Annotated in this window: 19 protein-coding genes; 9 read left to right on the forward strand and 10 right to left on the reverse strand. The window is 71.3% G+C overall.

Features of this window, described 5'->3' with window-relative positions:
• Positions 1-150 precede the first annotated feature (150 nt).
• Entirely contained in the window at positions 151-3,438 is a 3,288-nt protein-coding gene (locus tag AB0I54_RS15520) for an NACHT domain-containing protein (protein ID WP_363296480.1), read from the reverse strand.
• A gap of 372 nt (positions 3,439-3,810) precedes the next feature.
• Here AB0I54_RS15520 and AB0I54_RS15525 point away from each other — a divergent pair, with 372 nt between their 5' ends.
• Positions 3,811-4,362, forward strand: coding sequence for a M23 family metallopeptidase (locus tag AB0I54_RS15525; RefSeq protein WP_363296481.1), 552 nt, complete (start codon positions 3,811-3,813; stop codon positions 4,360-4,362).
• 24 nt (positions 4,363-4,386) lie between these two features.
• Here the strand turns inward: AB0I54_RS15525 and AB0I54_RS15530 are convergent, their stop codons facing one another.
• A complete protein-coding gene (locus tag AB0I54_RS15530; RefSeq protein WP_363296482.1) occupies positions 4,387-4,986 on the reverse strand; it encodes a TetR/AcrR family transcriptional regulator in 600 nt (199 codons plus the stop codon).
• Positions 4,987-5,134: 148 nt separating this feature from the next.
• On the opposite strand from AB0I54_RS15530, the gene AB0I54_RS15535 reads away from it, so the two are divergent.
• From AB0I54_RS15535 to AB0I54_RS15545, 3 genes are all read left to right on the forward strand, one after another.
• On the forward strand, positions 5,135-6,748 hold the full coding sequence (locus AB0I54_RS15535) for an MDR family MFS transporter (protein ID WP_363296483.1): 1,614 nt from the start codon (positions 5,135-5,137) through the stop codon (positions 6,746-6,748).
• Positions 6,749-6,852: 104 nt separating this feature from the next.
• On the forward strand, positions 6,853-7,275 hold the full coding sequence (locus tag AB0I54_RS15540) for a helix-turn-helix transcriptional regulator (RefSeq protein WP_363296534.1): 423 nt from the start codon (positions 6,853-6,855) through the stop codon (positions 7,273-7,275).
• 58 nt (positions 7,276-7,333) lie between these two features.
• Complete coding sequence (locus tag AB0I54_RS15545; RefSeq protein WP_363296484.1) at positions 7,334-7,780, forward strand: VOC family protein; 447 nt, start codon at positions 7,334-7,336, stop codon at positions 7,778-7,780.
• Between the two features lie 17 nt (positions 7,781-7,797).
• Here AB0I54_RS15545 and cseC read toward each other — a convergent pair whose 3' ends face one another.
• The 5 genes from cseC to AB0I54_RS15570 form a co-directional block, all read right to left on the reverse strand.
• Entirely contained in the window at positions 7,798-9,138 is a 1,341-nt protein-coding gene (gene cseC, locus AB0I54_RS15550; RefSeq protein WP_363296485.1) for a two-component system sensor histidine kinase CseC, read from the reverse strand.
• 11 nt (positions 9,139-9,149) lie between these two features.
• Complete coding sequence (cseB, locus tag AB0I54_RS15555) at positions 9,150-9,854, reverse strand: two-component system response regulator CseB (protein ID WP_363296486.1); 705 nt, start codon at positions 9,852-9,854, stop codon at positions 9,150-9,152.
• Positions 9,855-9,970: 116 nt separating this feature from the next.
• Positions 9,971-10,624, reverse strand: a complete 654-nt coding sequence (locus AB0I54_RS15560; RefSeq protein ID WP_363296487.1) for a hypothetical protein — start codon at positions 10,622-10,624, stop codon at positions 9,971-9,973.
• Positions 10,612-11,151, reverse strand: a complete 540-nt coding sequence (locus tag AB0I54_RS15565; protein ID WP_263211134.1) for a SigE family RNA polymerase sigma factor — start codon at positions 11,149-11,151, stop codon at positions 10,612-10,614. Before AB0I54_RS15565 ends, AB0I54_RS15560 begins: the two co-directional genes overlap by 13 nt.
• A gap of 268 nt (positions 11,152-11,419) precedes the next feature.
• A complete protein-coding gene (locus tag AB0I54_RS15570) occupies positions 11,420-12,295 on the reverse strand; it encodes an A/G-specific adenine glycosylase (RefSeq protein WP_363296488.1) in 876 nt (291 codons plus the stop codon).
• A 180-nt stretch (positions 12,296-12,475) separates the two neighbouring features.
• On the opposite strand from AB0I54_RS15570, the gene AB0I54_RS15575 reads away from it, so the two are divergent.
• Positions 12,476-13,315, forward strand: coding sequence for a hypothetical protein (locus AB0I54_RS15575; protein ID WP_363296489.1), 840 nt, complete (start codon positions 12,476-12,478; stop codon positions 13,313-13,315).
• Positions 13,316-13,373: 58 nt separating this feature from the next.
• Here AB0I54_RS15575 and disA read toward each other — a convergent pair whose 3' ends face one another.
• Both disA and radA read right to left on the reverse strand, forming a co-directional pair.
• Positions 13,374-14,498 (reverse strand): DNA integrity scanning diadenylate cyclase DisA, encoded by a 1,125-nt coding sequence (gene disA, locus AB0I54_RS15580; RefSeq protein WP_263211139.1) that lies wholly within the window; start codon positions 14,496-14,498, stop codon positions 13,374-13,376.
• Positions 14,499-14,578: 80 nt separating this feature from the next.
• Complete coding sequence (gene radA, locus AB0I54_RS15585; protein WP_363296490.1) at positions 14,579-15,988, reverse strand: DNA repair protein RadA; 1,410 nt, start codon at positions 15,986-15,988, stop codon at positions 14,579-14,581.
• A gap of 198 nt (positions 15,989-16,186) precedes the next feature.
• Between radA and AB0I54_RS15590 the strand changes: the two genes are divergently transcribed.
• A complete protein-coding gene (locus AB0I54_RS15590) occupies positions 16,187-17,890 on the forward strand; it encodes a hypothetical protein (RefSeq protein ID WP_363296491.1) in 1,704 nt (567 codons plus the stop codon).
• Positions 17,891-17,922: 32 nt separating this feature from the next.
• Here the strand turns inward: AB0I54_RS15590 and AB0I54_RS15595 are convergent, their stop codons facing one another.
• Positions 17,923-18,771, reverse strand: coding sequence for a hypothetical protein (locus AB0I54_RS15595; RefSeq protein ID WP_363296492.1), 849 nt, complete (start codon positions 18,769-18,771; stop codon positions 17,923-17,925).
• Between the two features lie 71 nt (positions 18,772-18,842).
• Here AB0I54_RS15595 and AB0I54_RS15600 point away from each other — a divergent pair, with 71 nt between their 5' ends.
• From AB0I54_RS15600 to AB0I54_RS15610, 3 genes are all read left to right on the forward strand, one after another.
• The gene (locus AB0I54_RS15600; protein WP_363296493.1) at positions 18,843-19,775 is read left to right on the forward strand and encodes a Ppx/GppA phosphatase family protein; all 933 of its coding nucleotides are present in this window, start codon (positions 18,843-18,845) and stop codon (positions 19,773-19,775) included.
• Positions 19,776-19,942: 167 nt separating this feature from the next.
• The gene (locus AB0I54_RS15605) at positions 19,943-20,773 is read left to right on the forward strand and encodes a sugar phosphate isomerase/epimerase (protein WP_363296494.1); all 831 of its coding nucleotides are present in this window, start codon (positions 19,943-19,945) and stop codon (positions 20,771-20,773) included.
• Entirely contained in the window at positions 20,770-21,396 is a 627-nt protein-coding gene (locus tag AB0I54_RS15610; protein WP_363296495.1) for a TetR family transcriptional regulator, read from the forward strand. The genes AB0I54_RS15605 and AB0I54_RS15610 overlap by 4 nt, the downstream gene beginning before the upstream one ends.
• The last annotated feature ends 19 nt before the right edge of the window (positions 21,397-21,415 follow it).

Below are 21,415 nucleotides of genomic sequence, written 5' to 3' on the forward strand. Positions count from 1 at the left end.
TCCTCTCACGTCCGTACAGGCCTGTCAGGGGCATGATCTTGGGTGAGGATGGCGCGAGGGGAACCGTAAGGTTACCGGGGGGTAGGCGTACAGAGATCTGCGTCACACCGTGCTGTGAATTCTGGGCGCGCCCCGACCCGAACTCGCCGTCTAGCGACGCAACTTCCACGGTGTGCGCTGCTTGTGCTCCAGGAACTGGACCTGTTTGCCCCGCAGTTGGTCGAGTCCGCGCACCGGCGCCGGCCCGGCCGGGAAGTAGACACACTTCAAGTCGGGCAGATCCAGTAGCGGTTCGAGGTCGAGGCGCTGTCTGACGTCCTCGTCGCCGAAGATGTGCAACTCGACCAGCCGGGGGAACAGCGTGGGGATCCGTTCCATGGCCAGGGGCTCGGGGCCGTCGTCCGCGAGGGCCAGATGCTGAACGGAGGGCAGGCCGAAGGAGCGCGGACACAGCCCCAGCGAGGCGCCGTTCAGGCTGAGACGGCCCAGCGCGGGCAGCGGGAGGAGATCCGCCCAGTCGGCCGCCGACGAAGGGCTGCTGCGGGCGTTCAGGCTCAGCTCGACCAGCCGGGTGAGACGCCCGAGGCCCGCCAGTCCGTCCTCCGGGGCGGTGCCGGCGTCGAGGACGAGCCGGCTCAGGGGCGCGCGCTCCGAGAGCATGCCCAGGTTCCAGATGTCGGTCGGCGCGAGTTCGAGTACGAGATCCGTCAGCCGGTCGAGCGTCGCCAGGGCCCGCAGGTCCGGGCCGGAGCCCAGCCTGCGCAGATGCAGCGTCCGCAGGCCGAGCCCGGCCAGGGGCGCCAGGTCCTTGAGGCTGGGGCAGTCGGTGATGTCGAGCTCGGTCAGCGACGGCGCGTCCTTGAGGAAGGAGAGGTCGTCGAGTCCCAGATAGCCCCTGATGGCCAGCCTGTCCGGCGGGAAGTCGGCGACGTACGACCTCAGTTCGGCCCCGCCCACGCCCCGGCCGACGAACTCCACCATGGGACGCCCGCCCAGTGCGCGCAGCGCCCGCAGCCGGGCCGTGTTGGTGACGGGGAACACGACCGCCGTGGGATCGACATGAGCGAGCACTTCCAGGGCGTAGCGCTCGGTGTCGAACTGGTCCCATGCCCACAACAGACGCGACATCACCAGTGGCGAGGCGTTCCTGGCGAATCGCGCCAGATACGGGATCGCCGCGTCCGACCGCACGCGCGTGGCCGTCATCAGCACCATCACCGCGTCCCCCGGCTCCAGTTCCTCCGGATCCGGCAGCAGATCGAGCACGAGCGGACCCACGGCCGCCAGCTGCTCCGCCGCCGTGACGCTCACCGGCGGAATCAGCGTCCCCGCCCGCTTCTCGACGGCGGCCCGGACCCCGGGATCCAGCTCCGCCGCATGCTCCAGACAGGCGGCGGCCAGCAGGAAGACCCGGTCGCGCTCCCGTCCTTCGAGCGACGCGTCGCCCTTCTCCAGCAGCCCAGTCAGGATCTCGGCCCGCTCCCGGGGGCGGGCGTGGGCCACCGCCATCCGGATCACGTCCTCCCACTGGTCGTCGGCCGCGTGCTCGACGAGCAGGCCGATGTCCCAGACCTCCACCGCGGCGCGCGCCCCCAGATAGTCCTGGAAGGTGCGGTGGATGAAGTCCAGCGCGCCCGGGGCGGGTTCACGGAGCAGCCCGCTGCGGTTGAGGAGGTGGCGGTAGACGACGGGCGCCTCACCGAGCGCGGCGGCGGCCGGTACGGCGGGCAGCGCCTCGGCGATGATCCGCTCGGCGCGCTCCCGGTCCAGCTCCGTACGGCCGTTGCGGATCAGCCAGTAGGCGAGCCGCTGCAGGAGCTGTGTCTGCGGCTCCTGCTGCAGCTCCACGCCGGCCGACACGTCCCGCTCCCGGTCCCGGCGGGTGAGCAGCATGTTGAGCGCGGCCTCGTACAACTCCTTGCGGCCGTGCGGGAGATAGCCGCGGCGGTCGCGGTGCAGGGCGCAGATCAGACCGCACATCAGGGGGTTGGTGGCGAGGCGGCCCAGGTCGGCCTTGCCGCGGATGGCGGTGAGCAGCTGGCTCTGGTACGTCCGCAGGTCGGCGTCCTCGTCCTCGTTCCCACCGCGGGCCGCCGTGTGCCAGCGGCGGACGAAGGACGCCACGTCCGCCGGGCTCATCGCGGAGAGCGTGAGCTCGGTGAAGTCGTCGTCGGCCAGCCAGTCGTCCTGTACGGCGCTCGGGCGCGAGGTCACCAGCCAGCGGTTGCCGGGGTAGGCCGCGACCAGCTCGCCGAGCCAGACGCGGGCGCGCTCGCGCTCGGTCTCGGGGACCTCGTCGATGCCGTCGACCAGGACCAGGCCCCGGCCGCGGTCGAGCACGCGGTCCGCCCAGCCCTCCGGCTGGGCGCCGGCCAGGGGACAGCCGGAGGCATTCAGGAAGCCGTCCGGGGAGGGGAGCCGCTCTCCGTGCCGGGTGAGCGAGCGCAGCGGGAGGACCAGCGGAACGCGGCCGTACAGATAGGCCATCGGGCCTTCGGGTTCGCCGCGGGTGGCCGAGACGGCCAGCCACTGCACGAGAGTGGTCTTGCCGGAGCCGGCGACGCCGCGCAGCAGGACGCGGTCGTGTTCGGCCAGGACCTGGTCGGCGGGGCGGGACTCCAGGGTCCGCAGCTCCGCCCGGAGCTCGGCGAGCACGGCTTCGGCCGTGGTGCCGTCGCCGCCCGGTAAGGCCTCCCGCGGCAGGCCGCCGGCGAAGTCCGCGAGACGGGCCTTCTCCCCGGTGGCCTCCAGGCTCAGATACGCCACGTCCAGGGGCCACTTGGCGGGAGAGTTCACCAGATCGATGCCGTAGATCGTCAGCTGCCCGTGCTTCTTGGCCACATACGCCAGATACCGCCGCTCGAACGTCGCGTCCCGGGCGAACGGCCGCGGGCTGCGGATGATCAGCTCGTCCAGCTTGGCGATGAGTTCCGCCTGGGCCCGGCTCTGCTCGATCAGCGTGTGAGCGACAAAGGTGGAGCGCCGGGTGAAGAAGTCGATGATGTGCAGGCAGGCCCACTCGGTGACCGAGTCGAGGAAGAAGGACGCGTCGGCCGTCAGGTCCCTGGTCGGTGCCCGGTGGTGCAGCTTGCGCGCCAGCTCCCGGTAGCCGAGCCGCACCGCCTGCACGTCGTCCATGTCGAGCTCGCCCAGCGCGAGGAGCTTGCCGGTGAGGGCGTGCGCGACCGCCTCTTCCTCGTCCGCCGGGAACGGCCGCGCCCCGGGCGAGTCCACGGCCTCCTTGACCAGACGGGTCGCGAGTTTTCGTACGTCCTTGTCGGTCAGGGTCCGCTTCTCGCCCCGGAAGGAGACGAGGGCCGACAGCCGCACCGGTCTGTCGACCAGCCCCGCCCCCGGCCCGTCCTGCACGAAGAGCTTCTTCACCAGCGGGCCGACCAGACCCGACGCGAGCCTGGTGCCGAGCACTGCCGGATCCATCCCCGCCCACCCCCGTAGTCGCGCGAACGCCGGCCAGCGTAGCGCCGGTCACATTCCGGTGTCCGTCGATCTTGGAAGCCGGTGACATGCCGCACAGGCGATTTGTCCGTTACTAGAGGAGATAGTGGGAATTCATGGCTGAGCAAAAGGGATTTTTACTACCCAATCCTTCGCGAACGGGCGACGTCGGAGGGGTGATGCCCGAAAAACTCCCTTCTGTCAAGAATCCGATGATTATGGGGCCGAGTACTAGCTTTCGCCGTAGACAGGGGGGTTTGAGACCGGGCGGGATGGCGGGTTACCAAGAGATGCCCCATCCGGCAGACGGTTGTGCGCCGGGTGGTTCCAAGTCCCCGACTCCACGAGGTCCAGATGTTCAAGCGCGTTACGTCCCGTTCCACCCGCACGTCCAACCTCCGTACCCGGGTGGCCGTCCTGGCCGCCGGACTGGGTGCCACGGCCGTCGTGGGAACCGGGGTCGCAAGCGCCGCCACCGCGTCCGCCACCTCCTGGGTCGACCCGGTGCAGAAGTACACGCTCTCCGCCAGCTTCATGCAGAACGGCAGCCACTGGGCGCACAAGCACAGCGGCCAGGACTTCGCCGTGCCGACGGGCACCGAGGTCGTCGCCGCGCACGGCGGCACGGTCGTCAAGGCCGGTGGCAACGGCGCCGGTGACGGTCCCGCGTACGGCAACGCCGTCGTCATCCAGCACGGCAACGGGACGTACTCGCAGTACGCCCACCTGTCCCGGATCGACGTCAAGATCGGGCAGGTCGTCAAGACCGGCCAGCACATAGCCCTGTCCGGCAGCACCGGCAACTCCACCGGTCCGCACCTGCACTTCGAGATCCGTACGACCCCGAACTACGGCTCCGCCATCGACCCGGTCGCCTTCCTGCACTCCAAGGGCGTCAAGGTCTGATCCGGGACGGGTCCTGGACCAGTCCTAGACCTCCGGTTGGGCGCCCCGGTGCGCCTGCGTGACGAGGTCCACGGCGACCTCGAGAACGGCCTCGCGCCGCTTCTCGGGGTCGCCTTCCAGGTCCTGCATCACGAACATCCCGGCATGCAGCGTAAAGATCGCGCTGACGCAGCGGACCTGCTCGACGAGCGGCGCCGTGGGGTCGATCATGATGTCCCGCAAGCAGCGCATCCGGTCCTTGAAGATGTCGCCGATGCGCAGTTCGCGGACCGTCGCCTGGTTCTCCTGCATGAAGCGGAAGAGCGGCTCCGCGCCGACCAGCGCCTGGCTGTAGCGCCGTACGATCTCCTGCTTGGTCTCCAGGGTGTGGGGCTGCTGCCGGCCCCACTCGATCAGGTCCTCCATCGGCTGCGTCAGATCCTCGAAGAGGCTGACGATGATCTCTTCCTTCGTCTTGAAGTGGTAGTAGAGCGCCGCCTTGGTCACATCGAGGCGCTCCGCGATCTCTCGCAATGACGTCTTCTCGTAGCCCTGCTCGGCGAAGAGTTCGAGCGCCACGTCCTGGATGCGCTGGCGGGTATTGCCGCGGCGCTGCTGCTTGGTGCCGTCCATGGTGACGCCCATCCTCGTACTCCTCGCGCTCCCGCGGGAAACTTACTTGTCGCCCGGCTAGGAAACTTACTTGACGCCCGGCTAGTTGCGGCGCTAACTTCCCAGTGTAGACAACTAGCCGGGCGGCAAGTAAGTGGCGGTCGCTGGGGGAGTGGGAAAGATGGCGGACACAAAGGCGGCCTCGGCGGGCCAGGAGTCACCCGAAAGGGTCTCCGGCGAGCAGCCGGACAAGAAACAGCGGAGCGTGCGGGTCGTCCTGCTCGCGCTGATGATCGCGATGATGCTCGCGATGCTCGACAACATGATCGTGGGCACGGCGATGCCGACGATCGTCGGTGAGCTGGGCGGTCTGCAGCACCTGTCCTGGGTGGTGACCGGCTACACACTGGCCACCGCGGCGTCCACCCCGATCTGGGGCAAGCTCGGCGACATGTACGGGCGCAAGGGCGCCTTCATGACCTCGATCGTGATCTTCCTGATCGGCTCCGCGCTGAGCGGCATGGCCCAGAACATGGGCGAGCTGATCGGGTTCCGGGCCGTCCAGGGTCTCGGCGCCGGCGGTCTGATGGTCGGCGTCATGGCGATCATCGGTGACCTCGTCCCGCCGCGGGAGCGCGGCAAGTACCAGGGCATGATGGCCGGCGTCATGGCGCTCGCGATGATCGGCGGCCCGCTGGTCGGCGGCACCATCACCGACAACTGGGGCTGGCGCTGGTCCTTCTACATCAACCTGCCGCTCGGCGCCGTCGCGCTGCTGCTGATCAGCGCCGTGCTGCACCTGCCGAAGAAGCGCACCAAGGCGCGGATCGACTACCTGGGCGCCGCGCTGCTGACCGTCGGCATCACCTCGATCGTGCTCGTGACCACCTGGGGCGGCACCGAGTACGCCTGGACGTCCGCGCGGATCATGGAACTGACCGCCATCGGCGTCGTCGCCCTGGTCGGCTTCGTGTTCTGGCAGACCAAGGCCGCCGAGCCGGTCCTGCCGCTGCACATCTTCCGCAGCCGCAACTTCACGCTGATGTCGGTCATCGGCTTCATCACCGGCTTCGTGATGTTCGGCGCCACGCTGTTCCTGCCGCTGTACCAGCAGTCGGTGCAGGGCGCCTCCGCCACCAACTCCGGTCTGCTGCTCCTGCCGATGCTCGGCGCGATGCTGGTGACCTCGATGGTGGCCGGGCGGGTCACCACCAACAGCGGCCGCTACAAGGTCTTCCCGATCGTCGGCGCCGCCTTGATGATCACGGGCCTGTACCTGCTGTCGCTGATGGACACCGGCACCTCCCGGTTCACCTCGGGCGTGTACATGGCCGTCCTCGGTCTCGGCATGGGCTGCCTGATGCAGATCACCATGCTGGTCGCGCAGAACAGCGTGGAGATGAAGGACATGGGCGTCGCGTCCTCGTCGACCACCCTGTTCCGTACGCTCGGCTCCTCCTTCGGTGTCGCCATCATGGGCGCGCTGTTCAACCAGCGGGTCCAGGACGTCATGGCCGAGCGGGGCGGTTCGCTGGCCGCCAAGATGACCGAGAAGTCCGCACAGCTCGACGCGGCCAGCCTGGCCAAGCTGCCCGCGCCGGTGCGGGAGGCGTACCAGCACGCGGTGTCCGCCGGTACGCACTCGGCGTTCCTGCTCGGCGCGGTGATCGCGGTGATCGTGCTGGCCGCCGCGCTGTTCGTGAAGGAGGTCCCGCTCAAGAGCGGGCCCCAGAAGACGGAGACCGCGGCCGACAGCGGTGACACGGCGCCGGCCCCGGTGATCGAGGCCGTCTGAGCCGACCCTGAACGAAGGCCCCCGGACGGTGTCCGCCCCGGGGGCCTTCTTCGTGCCCGGGACCCGGTGTCAGTGCCGCGTGCCACCATCGCCGTATGGACAAGATGCGGCAGTTGCGCCTGGCGAAGGACGCCATGGACCGCGACTGGGCCGACCCGGAGCTGGACGTGGACGCGGTGGCGGCCCACGCCGGGTACTCGCGCTATCACTTCATCCGCGCCTTCAAGGAGGCGTACGGCGAGACGCCCGGCCAGTATCTGACGCATCGTCGCATCGAGCGGGCCCAGGACCTGCTGCGCACCGCCAATCTGTCGGTGACCGAGATCTGCCATCTGGTCGGCTTCAGCAGCCTGGGCACCTTCTCCACGCGGTTCAAGGCGTGGACCGGGCTGACCCCCAGCGAGTACCGGGTCAAGCACGTGGGCCGCGGGGCCGCGCTCATACCGGGCTGCTACGCCATGCTCTGGGCGGGCGGGTTCAGAAGCGGCCCCGGCGGTACCCGGAGCAATTCTGGAGAAGCGGGCTGAGATCCCGGCTGCCTACGGTGGCGGGGCAGGCAGCCGACCCCGTGAACAGGAGCACGCCATGATCAAGGGACTCAGGATTTCCACCGTCTGGGTACTCGACCAGGACCGGGCCAAGGAGTTCTACACCGAGAAGCTGGGCCTCGAGGTCCGTACGGACATGTCGATGGGCGAGGGCGGAATGCGCTGGCTCACCGTCGGCTCCCCGGAACAGCCCGACGTCGAGCTCACGCTGATGGTGCCCGGGCCGCCGGCGATGGACCCCGAGTCCGCCGAGATGGTCAAGAAGCTCGTGGCCAAGGGGGCGCTGGGTGCGGGCGTACTGACCACCGACGACATCCACGGCGACTACAAGCGGCTCAAGGACCGCGGCGTGGAGTTCCTCCAGGAGCCGCAGGAGCGCCCGTACGGCACGGAGGCCCTCTTCCGCGACGACTCGGGCAACTGGTTCTCCTTCACCCAGCCCCACTATGGCGGCCTCGACATGGACAAGGACTGGGCCAGCTGATCCGTTGCGGATCGGTGCTACGGCAGTATCGGATAGCTGCCCGTGTTCGTCGGGGCGTGTTCCGGGAGCCACAGGACTGCCACCGCGCCCTCGGCCGGTACATGGGGCGGTGCGCCCGCGGGGCGTACGTTGCGGAACGTCAGGCGGGCGCCCAGGACCCGAGCCTGGCCCGCCGCGATGGTCAGGCCCAGGCCGTGGCCCTGCCCGGCGCGGTCCTTGCTGCCGGTGCGGAAGCGGCTCGGGCCCTCGGCGAGGAGTTCCTCGGGGAAGCCGGGGCCGTGGTCGCGGACCCGGATGACCCGGCCCTCCACGATGACCTCGATGGGTGGCCTGCCGTGCCGGGCGGCGTTGGCGAGCAGGTTGAACAGCACCCGCTCCAGCCGCCGTGGGTCGGTCGTGACCTCCGACTCGTGCACCACGTGTACGGCGACCGCCGGGTCCTTGGCGGCCACGCGGCGACTCACGAACTCGCCCAGCATGATGTCCTGCAGCTCGGCCCGCTCGGAGGCGCCGTCGAGCCGGGCCACCTCCAGCACGTCCTCGACGAGCGTGCGCATCGCCTTGGCCCGGTCCAGCACCAGCTCGGTCGGCCGCCCCGGCGGCAGCAGCTCGGCGGCCGTCAGCAGCCCGGTCACCGGCGTGCGCAGCTCGTGCGCGATGTCGGCGGTGACCCGGCGCTCGGCCTCCAGCCGCTGCTGCAGCGCGTCCGCCATGGCGTCCACCGCCCGGGCGAGGTCGTCGGTCTCGTCCCGTACGACACCGCCGATGGCGTCCCGCACCCGGACGTCCGGCTCGCCCTTGGCGACCTGGTTCGCGGCGGACGCCGCCTTGCGCAGCCGGCCCGACAACTGCCCGCCGATGAGCACACCGAGCGCGCTGCCGCCGAGCACGACCGCGATGGAGCCGATGACCAGGGCCTGGTCGAGGTCCTTCATCACGTTCGTGCTGCGGTCGGTGAAGCGGGTGTGCAGCGACAGAATGTGTCCGCCCTTCACCGGCACCGCCGCCCAGATGTCCGGCACGCCGCCGTGGTCGGTGACGTAGGTGGCCCGGCGGCCCTCCTCGGCCTTCTCCCGCAGCGCGGGCGGCAGCCCGGGGTCGTCGACGTCGATGCTGGGGAAGTTCGGCCGCCCGAACAGGTCGTAGTTGCGCTGGGCGATCTGCAGCCGCTCGTCGGCGAGGTCGCGCGCGTTGTCCAGCATCGACACCCGCGCGGCGTTGTGCACGACCAGGCTCAGCGCGATCGCCACCAGCGCGCCGACCAGCGCGATGGCCGCGCTCAGCTTCCATCTGAGTCCCGTACGGATGCCGGCGCGCCGCATGTGCCGCCTCATCGGCCGCCGCTTGCTCCCCCGCATGCCCGCCCCGCTCAGGCCTTCAGCTTGTAGCCGAAGCCACGGACCGTCTCGATGCGGTCCTGGCCGATCTTCGTGCGCAGCCGCTGCACATGGACGTCGACGACCCGGGTGTCCCCGCCCCAGCCGTAGTCCCACACACGTTCGAGCAACTTGTCGCGCGAGAGCACCGTGCCCGGCGACGAGGAGAACTCCAGCAGCAGCCGCATCTCGGTGGGCGTCAGCGCCACCGGCTGTCCGGCCCGGCGCACCTCCATGCCCTCGGTGTCGATCTCCAGCTCGCCGAACGTCAGCACCGCTCCGTCCATCGCCGAGGGGTCGGGGTCCGCGTGGACGCCCCCGCCCGCGTGGCCGAAGCGGCGCAGCACCGCGCGGATCCGGGCGACCAGGACGGCGCCGTCGAAGGGCTTGGTCACATAGTCGTCGGCGCCCGCCTCCAGACCGAGGACGACGTCGATGGAGTCGGCCCGCGCCGACAGCATGATCACCGGCACCGTCGACTCGTCCCGGATGCGCCGGCACAGGCTCACCCCGTCCAGGCCCGGGACCATGACGTCCAGCAGCGCGATGTCGGGGCGGTTCGCCCGGAACGCCTCCAGGCCGGACAGCCCGTCGGGCATCGCGGTGACCGCGAAGCCGTCCCGCTCCAGGGCGAGCTGGGTGGCCTCGCGGATGACGTCGTCGTCCTCGACGAACAGGACATGGGTCTGGTCTGCCATCCCGCTGCTCTCAGTCCTCGTGATTCTCGTGCCGTGTGGTTCGGGCCGTGTGGTTCGTGCCGTGTGGCTCTCGTGCCGTCATTGACTTGACGCACGGATCGTGTGTCGGGTTCACATCAGCCGGACGGCACCGGCGACGGATCGCCACCGACCGCATTGCTGTAGTCGGTGTGGTGGTAGTCCTCCTGGACGAAGCGCCCCGCGGTCCAGCTGTACGTGTACACGTTCTCGCCGGACGGACTCGACACCGGATCGCCCTTGTCGTACACCTGCTTGGTCACCATCAGGTCGCCGCGGTCTATCTCCGCATAGACCGGGGACTCCTCGGCCTTGAACACATTCTCGTACGCGCCGCCCTCCTCGCGGTACACATACGACCCGACGCCCACCGCGTCGGCGCAGGTCAGCACGTTGACCACGATGTCCTCCACCGGGCCGCCGGTCAGATCCCCGTACGACACGTCGACCGGGTACTCGTCGCCGGCGCACGGCTTCAGATACCGCTTGACCGCGGTCGAGACCCGCGGGTCGCTCCTGACCAGCGCGACCGCGTCCACCTGCTGGTACGTGTCGGAGGGGTTGGGGGCGGGGGAGGCCACCGCCCCCGCCACCGAGTCGGAGTGTGCCGGGCCCTCGTCACGGGCACCGGTGCCGCCCGTGGCACAGGCGGCGACGAAAAGGCCGAGGGCGGCGATCACGGCCACCGCCGTGATCGCCGCCTGGTAGACCCCGCGAGCCGCTGTGGGCTCTTCGTCGGTCAGGCCGCGCACCGCTCCCGCTCCTCACGCTCCAGCGCGCGTGCGTCCAGATCGCGGGCCTCCAGCTCCTCGCGGAGCCGGGCGAGCGCCCGGTGCAGCGTGCTCTTGACCGTTCCGGCCGACATGCCGAGGGCGGCGGCCGTCTCCTCCGTGGACATCTGCTCCCAGTGTCGCAGCACGACGACGCTGCGCTGCTTCGGAGCGAGCACCTTCATGATGTCCATGAGGAGCGCGCGGTCCGCGTGCTGCTCGGTGGCGTCGTCCACACAGGCGTCCGGCAGCTGCTCGGTGGGGACCTCCTCCAGTTTCCGGGCCCGCCACCACTCGGTACGCGTGTTGATCATCACCCGGCGCAGATAGGCGTCCGCGAGCCGCTTGTCCGCGATGCCCTCCCAGCGGCCGTACGTCCGCACCAGCGCCGTCTGGAGCAGGTCCTGCGCGTCGACCGGGTCCGGGACCAGACGGCGTGCGCTGCGCAGCAGCGCGTCCTGCCGCGTGCGGACGTACTCCTCGAATTCGAGCACCTCGCCCTGCGCCATGATCAACCGCCTCCGTTCCCCGTTTTTCTCCGGCCCCGTGCCTGTGTCGCTGTGCTCCGGTTGGTCGTGCCGGGCACAGGAATGAAGTTACGGAGCGGTTGTCACGGCGCTGTCCGAAGCAGCCTGCGGGTAGCACTCGGCTGTCCGTCGGTTGTGTAACGGAAATGGGTTCGGGGTAAGGGGGGCGGTCGAATTGCCCTTGTATGGGGTGATTTGTCGGGTCAGGTGGCTGTGAAACAGCCCCCGGGCTCTGTGACTTGTCTGTGCGTCAGCTCAGCGGCAGCCGATACAGACCGCCCGGCAACGGCTCCACCAGACCGTCCGCGACGAGCCCGTCCAGCGCCCGGGCGCGCTGCACCGGCTCGTGCCACACCCGGTCCAGAGCCGGCTGCGGCACGGGGACGTGCGCCTCGCGCAGTACGGCGAGGAGCTTGCCGCGGACCTGACGGTCCGTACCGGCGTACGTCTGACCGCGCCGCGGCGGGCCCTCGTGCTCCGGCTTGCCCGCGAGCCGCCAGGCGCACCGGTCGGCGATCGGGCAGCGCGGACAGGTCTCGTTCTTCGCCGTGCACACCAGCGCGCCCAGCTCCATGGAGGCGGCGGCCCAGCGGGCGGCGGTGCCCTCGTCCTCGGGCAGCAGCTCACGGGCGAGCCTGCGCTCCGCGGCGGTCGTGGCGTTCGGCGGGTACTGCACACCGGTGACCGCGCGGGCGAAGACCCGGCGGACGTTGGTGTCCAGCACGGCGTGCCGCTGCCCGTAGGCGAACGAAGCCACCGCCGCGGCCGTGTACTCGCCGATGCCGGGCAGCGCGAGCAGCTGTGCGTGGTCCGTCGGTACGTCGCCGCCGTGCCGTTCCGTTATGGCGACCGCGGCGCCGTGCAGACGCAGCGCTCGGCGCGGGTAGCCGAGCCGGCCCCAGGCGCGGACGGCCTCACCGGGCGCTTCCTCGGCCAGGTCCGCGGGGCGGGGCCAGCGGGCCAGCCACTGCTCGTAGACGGGCAGGACCCGGCTGACCGGGGTCTGCTGGAGCATGAACTCGCTGACCATCACGCCCCACGGGCCCGCCGCCGGGCGGCGCCAGGGGAGGTCGCGGGCGTGGGTGTCGAACCAGGCGATCACGGGGGCGTGGAGCATCTCAGTCATGGCCCTTCCGATCCTGCCACGCGTTGGCCGGACACGGTCCGCGGCGGCGCCGGGGAGGGGCGCGCGGAGCGTGAAGCGAAGCCCCTTCGTGGGAAGTTGCCGGGATGATGATCCGGAAAAGTTGGTTCCGGGCGGCGGGTGGCGCCAGCAAGCGCGCGGATCTCTCGTAAAGTTTGCGCCGTGGGATCTCTGCGCAATCCGGTCGGGCCGCTTCCCTCCTCCATCTACTGGCGACGGAGGGTCGTCATGCTGTCGGTGGTCGCCGTCCTGGCGCTGCTGATCGCCTGGATCGCCACGGCGGGTGGCGGGGGCGGCAAGAAGAACACCGGCACGCCCGACGGCAAGAATCCCGCGTCCACGATCACGGCGGGTCCGTCCGGGAGCGGGCCGGCGTACAGCCAACACCCCGGCGGGCGTGACGAGTCGGGGGGCGGGGGCACCGGCGGGAGCGACACCGGGTCCGGCGACGGCGGGTCCGGTGACGGCGGGTCGGGCGACGGCGGTGGCTCCGGCTCCACGGACGGGGGCGGTTCGGGCGACGGCTCCGGATCTGGTTCCGGCTCCTCCTCCGACGGCAGCGTCAATGCGGCGGCCACGCTGCCCGCCTCCTCGGGGCTGCCCAACTGCTCCTCCGGAGCGGTCACGTTGAGCCTGCGCAGCCGGCACAACTCCTACTCGCCGGATCAGACCCCGACCTTCGAACTCACCGCGAAGAACTCGTCGTCCGGCGACTGCAAGGTGGATCTCGGTCCGAAGAGCGCCGTGTTGACGATCACGCAGGCCCACGGCAGCGACTCGTACTGGTCGTCGGCCGACTGCCCGAAGGGCGCCGGAAGCATGGCCTACCGGGTGCCGGCGGGCAGCAGCATCACCTACACGGTGAAGTGGGACCGCAAGCCGAGCGCTCCGCAGTGCGCCACGCCTCCGGCGGGGTCGGCCGCGGCCGGTACGTATCTGCTGGAGGCGAAGGCCTCGGGGTTCAGCATCGCGCCGACGTCGTTCGTGCTGTCGGCGGACTAGTTCCCGCCCCGGCGGACCGGTTGCTGCCTCGACCCGGCGGACCGGTTCCTGCCCTGGCTCAGACGTACCGCTCCAGGATCGACGACTCCGCCAGCCGCGACAGACCCTCGCGCACGCTGCGGGCCCGGGCCTCGCCCACGCCGTCCACGGTCTGGAGGTCGTCCACGCTCGCCGCGAGGAGCTTCTGCAGGCCGCCGAAGTGCTCCACGAGACGGTCGATGATCGCGCCCGGCAGCCTCGGCACCTTGGCCAGGAGGCGGAAGCCCCGCGGGGACACCGCCGAGTCCAGGGCCTCGGGGGAGCCGGTGTAGCCGAGGGCACGGGCCACCGTGGGCAGTTCGAGGAGCTCGGCGTGGCTGAGCGCGTCGAGCTCGGACAGGGCCTCGTCGACCGTGCGGGAACGCTTGGCGGTCGGCTCGGGCACATAGTCCCGGACCACCAGTTCGCGCTCCGGCTCCACGCCCGCGATCAGCTCGTCCAGCTGGAGCGCCAGGAGCCGCCCGTCCGTGCCCAGCTCGACCACGTATTCGGCGATCTCGGTGGCGATACGGCGCACCATCTCCAGGCGCTGTGCGACGGCGGACACGTCGCGGACCGTCACCAGGTCCTCGATCTCCAGCGCCGACAGCGTGCCCGCGACCTCGTCCAGGCGGAGCTTGTAGCGCTCCAGGGTGGCCAGGGCCTGATTGGCGCGGGACAGGATCGCCGCCGAGTCCTCCAGCACCCTGCGCTGCCCGTCGACGTACAGGGCGATCAGGCGCATCGACTGGGAGACGGAGACCACGGGGAAGCCGACCTGCTTGGAGACGCGGTCCGCCGTGCGGTGCCGGGTGCCCGTCTCCTCCGTGGGGATCGTGGGGTCCGGGACCAGCTGGACACCCGCCCGCAGGATCTTCGACAGGTCCGAGGAGACCACGATGCCGCCGTCGAGCTTGCACAGCTCGCGCAGCCGCGTCGCCGTGAACTCCACGTCCAGGACGAAACCGCCGGTGCACATCGCCTCGACGGTCTTGTCGGAGCCGAGCACGATGAGTCCGCCCGTGTTGCCCCTCAGTACGCGTTCGAGCCCGTCACGCAGGGCCGTACCGGGTGCCACGGCACTCAGCGAGGCGCGCATCAGGCCATCGGAACCGGCACTCCCACCGGACTTTCCGGGAGCTGCTGCCCGGTCGTTGGCTGCCACTGCACTCCTCCGGTCGCAGGTTCTGGGGCGCTGCCGTTCGCGCACTCGGTTCGCACGGACGGGCGAGACCAGGGCAAAGTCTACCGGCGGTCCTCCGCCTCCCGTGGGGCCTCTCGGCGACGGGACCGGGGAAGGACCCTGAGCGCGTCCCCTATGTCGGCGACTTCCAGGACCTTCATACCGGGAGGGATCTTGCCCGGATCGCCCGGCACGAGCGCGTGCGTGAAGCCCAGACGGTGGGCCTCCGTGAGCCTGCGCTGCACGCCGGTGACCCGTCTGACCTCGCCCGCGAGGCCGACCTCGCCGATGGCGACGAGGTTCTTCGGCAGCGGGGTGTCGCTGGCCGCGGAGGCGAGGGCCAGGGCGATGGCGAGGTCCGCGGCGGGCTCCGAGAGCTTCACCCCGCCCACCGTCGCCGAGTAGATGTCCCGCTTGCCGAGCGCGCTGATCCTGCCCCGCTGCTCCAGCACGGCGAGCATCATCGAGACGCGGGAGGTCTCCAGGCCGGAGGTGGTGCGGCGGGGGGAGGGGATCTGGGAGTCGACGGTCAGCGCCTGTACCTCCGCCACCAGCGGGCGGCGGCCCTCCAGGGTCACCGTGAGGCAGGTGCCGGGGACGGGTTCGTCACGGCGGGTGAGGAAGAGTCCACTCGGGTCGGCGAGGCCGGTGATGCCCTCGTCGTGCAGTTCGAAGCAGCCGACCTCGTCCGTGGCGCCGTACCGGTTCTTGACGCCCCGCACGAGCCGGAGGCGCGCGTGGCGGTCGCCCTCGAAGTGCAGCACGACGTCCACGAGGTGTTCGAGCAGGCGGGGTCCGGCGATGGCCCCGTCCTTGGTGACATGGCCCACAAGGAGCGTGGACATGCCCCTCTCCTTCGAGGCGCGGATCAGCGCCCCCGCCACCTCCCGCACCTGGGCCATGCCGCCGGGCGCCCCGTCGATCTCCGGCGAGGCGATCGTCTGCACGGAGTCGAGGATCAGCAGCGACGGCTTCACCGCGTCCAAGTGGCCGAGGACGGCCGCCAGATCGGTCTCGGCCGCGAGATACAGATGGTCGTCGATGGCCTTGATGCGGTCGGCGCGCAGCCGCACCTGGCTCGCCGACTCCTCGCCGGTCACATAGAGCGTGCGGTGCTCGTCGCTCGCGGACTTGGCCGCCACGTCGAGCAGGAGCGTCGACTTGCCCACGCCGGGCTCGCCCGCCAGCAGCACCACAGCTCCGGGCACGAGTCCGCCGCCGAGCACCCGGTCCAGCTCGGGCACACCGGTCGGGCGGGCGGTGGCCTGGCGCCCGTCGACCTGCCCGATGGGGAGCGCGGACGTGGTGACGCGCCCCGGCGTCGTCGTCCGCACCGCGGGCGCGCCGTACTCCTCGACCGTCCCCCAGGCCTGGCACTCGGGGCACCGGCCGAGCCACTTGGCCGTCTGCCAGCCGCACTCCGTGCAGCGGTAGGACGGGCGGTCCTTGGTGGTCTTGGTACGGGCAGCCATGCGGAAACCGTAGCCGTCCGCACTGACAGCGCGGCACCGGCCACCGGGCGGCACGGGACCGGACCGGCTACTCACCGTCGTGAACGAGCCGCGGAATGAGGGGTTCCTGTCCCCTTATGAGGGATCGTTTCACCCGTACGGATTAAAAGTGCTCAAGTGGGAAGAAGGGGCCATCCACTGCCGCCTACGGTCGCACAGGTGATGAGCAGCAGCCCGGAGACCTCGACCCGCACCACCGGCGCGCACCGGGCGCACCGGGAGGCGCGTGACCGTGCCGCGGCGCGCACGCTGGCGCACCGGACGCCGGCGCGCTACGAGCCGTATCTGGACGGTCTGTTCACCTACTGCCTGTCGGTGCTGTGCGACCACGACACGGCGACCGCCGCGCTCGGCGACGTCCTCGCGCTGGCCGAGCGGCGCGGGCAGCGCGTCCCGGACGAGGCGGACCGCCGGGCCTGGCTGTACGCGCTGGCCCGCTGGGCGTGCCTGCGCAAGCTGGCCGAGGCCAAGCAGAAACGTCAGGGCACGCACGCGGCGGGCCGCGCCGGAGCCCAGCGGCAGGGCCCGCAGCCCGCCGACCCGCCCGCGGCCGGGGAGGTCCAGGAGCAGCGGCGGCGCGAACTCGCGCTGCTCGCCTGGCCGGAGGCCGCCGGGACCACCCCGGAGCAGCGCGAGGCGCTCGAACTCGCAGTCCGGCACCACCTCGCCGCCCACGAGGTCGCCGCCGTCCTCGGCATGGACCGGACCGTCGCCCGTGAGCTGCTGGCCTCCGCCGCCTGCGAGGTGGAGCGCACCCGCGCCGCCCTCGCCGTCGTCGAGACCGGCGGCTGTCCCGGCGTGGCCCTCCTCACCGGCGACGACCAGCTCGTCCTCAGCACGGCCGTACGGCGTGAGCTGATCCGGCACGTCGACGACTGCCCGCGCTGCCGCCGGACCGCCGAACGCGCGGTCCCGGGCCGCTGGCCCGGCGCCAGCGTCACGCCCGCCGAGCTGCCCGTCCTGGAGGCGCCCCGCGCCGCCCTGAACGGAGCACCGGCGCGCCACCCGCGCGCGCGGGGCGCGGCGCTTCCGCGTTTCGACCGGCGCGGCTTCCCGATGGACCCGAAGGACCGTGCCGCCCGCCGCGACCGGCTACGCGCGCGTGCCGTCACGACGACCGTCGTCGCCACCGTCGTCGCCGCCCCCGTGATCGCCCTGTGGGCCGCCTACCGCGCCTCCCCCGCCGGGGACGACCCGGAGAGCAACACGGCCACCGCCAGCGAGGCACACGGACCCGACAGCCTGGGCGGCCACCCGGCCGGCGACTACGAGAACGCGGGCGACGCGAACCCCGGACCCGGCGCCCACGCGGGCAGGAACGGGAAGTCCGACGTCTCCGTACAGGTGATCAGTGTCTCCGGGGCCGGCAAGAAGGGGGCCGGGCAGCTCGCGGTGTCGGCGGGCAACAGCGGCGACACCACCCTGATCACGCTCACCGCCTCCGGTTCCTCGCCGGTCCGCTGGTCCGCCGCCACCCCGGCCCGCTGGCTCTACCTCAGCCGGTCCTCGGGAACCCTCCGGCCCGGCGAGTCGTTGACGATCAAGGTGTACGTCGACCATCTGCGCGAGCCGTCCGGCCACTGGAGCGCCCAGGTGGCGGTGTCACCGGCGGGCGCCGTCGTCTCCATCGACGGCTACGGCACCGCGCCCACCGGCCCCACGAACCCCTCGGGCCCGCCCCCGACCTCCGCCCCGGACCCGACGCCCACGACCTCGGCCCCCACCGACCCCTCGCCCAGCGACCCGCCGTCACCCGACCCGACCCCGACACCGACCGACCCGTCCCCGACCCCCTCCGGTGGCTCGACCCCACCGCCGACCGACAGCGGCGCGCCGGTCCCCTCGGGCGGCCAGAACCCGTGATCGGGGGCGCCCGAGCGGTGACCGGCAGCCGGTCAGGCCGTCGGGTCCGCCGGGTGCGGTGCCAGCAGCGGCAGCCCGGACGCCAGCCGCTCCTCGCACAGCTCGACCAGCCGGTCGTAGCCGGCCTTGCCCATCAGCTCGGTCAGCTCGGCCCGGTAGGAGACGTACACCGGGTCGCCCGCGCCGTGCGCCGACGTCGCCGACGTGCACCACCAGTGCAGGTCGTGGCCGCCCGGACCCCAGCCCCGGCGGTCGTACTCGCCGATGGAGACCTGCAGGACACGCGTCTCGTCGGGACGGTCGATCCAGTCGAAGGTCCGCCGGATCGGCAGCTGCCAGCAGACGTCCGGCTTGGTCTCCAGCGGCTCGCGGCCCTCCTTGAGCGCCAGGATGTGCAGCGAACACCCCGCGCCGCCCGCGAACCCGGGGCGGTTCTGGAAGATGCACGAGCCCTTGTAGGGGCGCGTCTGGCGGGAGCCCTCGTCGTCCTCCGAGACCCAGCCGTGCTTCATGCCCTCGTCGTGGTGCTGCCAGACGTCCGGGGTGAGCCGCGCCACGTGCTCGGCGACCCGCTTCTCGTCGTCCTCGTCCGAGAAGTGCGCGCCCAGCGTGCAGCACCCGTCGTCCGCGCGGCCCGCCTGGATGCCCTGGCAGCCGCTGCCGAAGATGCAGTTCCAGCGAGAGGTCAGCCATGTCAGATCACACCGGAAGACCTGCTCGTCGTCCGCCGGATCCGGGAATTCCACCCATGCGCGTGCGAAGTCGAGCCCCTTCTCGTCGGCCGCCAAGTCCTTCTCCGGCTTCCTCGGTGGCGTCACCCGAGAAGAATCGCCGGCGGATTTGGCGGCCTTGCGGTCTTTCGCCTTTTTCGTCTTTGGCACCCGTCCAGGGTAAGTCGCCCGAGACGGCTCCGGGGACGGCCGAGCGCCCAGGTGGCAGTAGCGTTTCGTACATGAGACTCGGTGTCCTCGACGTGGGATCCAATACGGTGCATCTGCTGGTGGTGGATGCGCATCCAGGCGCGCGCCCGCTGCCCGCGCACTCGCACAAGGCGGAGTTGCGGCTGGCCCAACTCCTCGACGGGGACGGGGCCATCGGCCTCGACGGGGTCGACAAACTGATCGGTGTCGTCCACGAGGCACTCCAGGCGGCCGAGGACAAGGGTGTCGAGGAGCTGCTGCCGTTCGCCACCTCCGCCGTGCGCGAGGCCAGCAACGCCGACGAGGTCCTGGAGCGCGTGCAGGCCGAAACGGGCGTCGAGCTGCAGGTACTCACCGGCGCCGAGGAGGCCCGGCTCACCTTCCTCGCCGCCCGCCGCTGGTTCGGCTGGTCGGCCGGAAAGCTGCTCGTCCTGGACATCGGCGGCGGCTCCCTGGAGATCGCGTACGGCATCGACGAGGAGCCGGACGCGGCGGTCTCGCTGCCGCTCGGCGCCGGCCGGCTGACCGCGTCCTGGCTGCCCGGCGACCCGCCCGGCACCGAGGCGATAAGGACACTGCGCCGTCATGTACGGGCCGAGATCGCACGCACGGTGGGAGAGTTCAGCCGCTTCGGCTCCCCCGACCACGTGGTCGCGACCTCCAAGACCTTCAAGCAGCTGGCCCGTATCGCCGGCGCCGCCCGCACCGCCGACGGCCTCTACATCCAGCGCGAGCTCAAGCGGGAGTCCCTGGAGGCGTGGGTGCCCCGCCTGGCCGGCATGACCACCGCCCAGCGCACGGAACTGCCCGGCGTCTCCGAGGGCCGCTCCGGCCAGCTGCTGGCGGGGGCGCTGGTGGCCGAGGGGGCGATGGACCTGTTCGGGGTGGAGAACCTGGAGATCTGCCCCTGGGCGCTGCGGGAGGGCGTGATCCTGCGACGGCTCGACCACATGGGCCCGGCCTGATACCGACGCCGGCGACCGCGCCCCCGAAGGGGCGCGGGGCGGTGACGTCCCAGGCTCCGCCGCACGGACACGACCGGCCGCGGACGACCCGCCCGCGGTTATGGCAAAGCCCACAACGGCCAACGGGCACCCCGCGCCGCGCCAACCTCACCCCGTAATCTGTCTCCGTGGCAGAACCGAGGGACGTTGTCCGCATCCCGGATGCGAAGGTCGCCCTGTCGACGGCCTCCGTCTATCCGGAGTCGACGGCGACGGCCTTCGAGATCGCCGCACGCCTCGGGTACGACGGGGTCGAGGTCATGGTGTGGACCGACCCGGTCAGCCAGGACATCGAGGCGCTGCGCCGGCTCAGCGACTACCACCGCATCCCGATCCTGGCCGTCCACGCCCCCTGCCTGCTGATCACCCAGCGCGTCTGGTCCACGGACCCCTGGGTCAAGCTCCAGCGCGCCCGGGCGGCCGCCGAGAAGCTCGACGCCAGTACGGTCGTCGTCCACCCGCCGTTCCGCTGGCAGCGGCAGTACGCCCGGGACTTCGTCGCCGGGATCTGGCGGATGGCGAACGAGACGGACGTACGGTTCGCCGTCGAGAACATGTACCCGTGGCGCTACCGCGACCGCGAGATGCTGGCGTACGCCCCCGACTGGGACGTGACCAACGACGACTACCGCCACTTCACGATCGACCTCAGCCACACGGCGACGGCCCGTACGGACGCCCTGCGGATGATCGACCGCATGGGCGACCGCCTGGGCCATGTCCACCTCGCCGACGGCAACGGGTCGGCCAAGGACGAGCACCTGGTGCCCGGGCGCGGCAGCCAGCCCTGTGCCGAGCTGCTGGAGCGGCTCGCGCTCACCGGCTTCGACGGCCATGTCGTCATCGAGGTCAACACCAGGCGCGCCATGTCCAGCGCCGAACGCGAGGCCGACCTGGCCGAGGCTCTGGCGTACACGCGCCTGCACCTGGCCTCCGCGGTGAAGGTGCCCCGACGATGACCGGCCTCACCCCGCGCCGCACCGGGGCGAACTCCCGGCGCCGCGGCCGTCCCCCGCGCACCGAGTCCGCCGACACCCGCGACCGCATCCTGGCCGCGGCCCGCGAGGAGTTCTCCGAGCGCGGCTACGAGAAGACCTCGGTACGCGGCATCGCCAAGGCCGCCGGTGTCGACTCCGCGCTGGTCCACCACTACTTCGGCACCAAGGAGCAGATGTTCGAGGCGGCCATCGAGGTCGCCTTCGCGCCCGCGCTCAACGCGCCGAACGCGGTCGCCGACGGCCCCCTCGACCAGGTCGGCGAGCGGCTCACCCGCTTCATCTTCGGCGTCTGGGAGAACCCCACCACCCGCGCGCCCCTGCTGGCGATCGTCCGCTCCGCGGTCAACAACGAGACCGCGGCCGCCGTCTTCCGCCACCTGGTCGCCTCCCAGCTGCTGCGCCGTATCGCCTCCCAGCTGGAGCTGCCCGACGCCGAGCTGCGCGCCGAGCTGGCGGCGGCCCAGCTGGTGGGGTGCGCGATGCTGCGGTACGTGATCAAGGTGGAGCCGCTGGCCTCGGCGGACCTGGAGCAGATCGTGGCGCGGGTGGCACCCGTGGTCCAGGGACATCTGACGGCTCCCTGACCGTCGGAGGAGTCCCGTC

The sequence above is a fragment of the Streptomyces sp. NPDC050625 genome, assembly GCF_040654755.1.
Classification (GTDB): domain Bacteria; phylum Actinomycetota; class Actinomycetes; order Streptomycetales; family Streptomycetaceae; genus Streptomyces.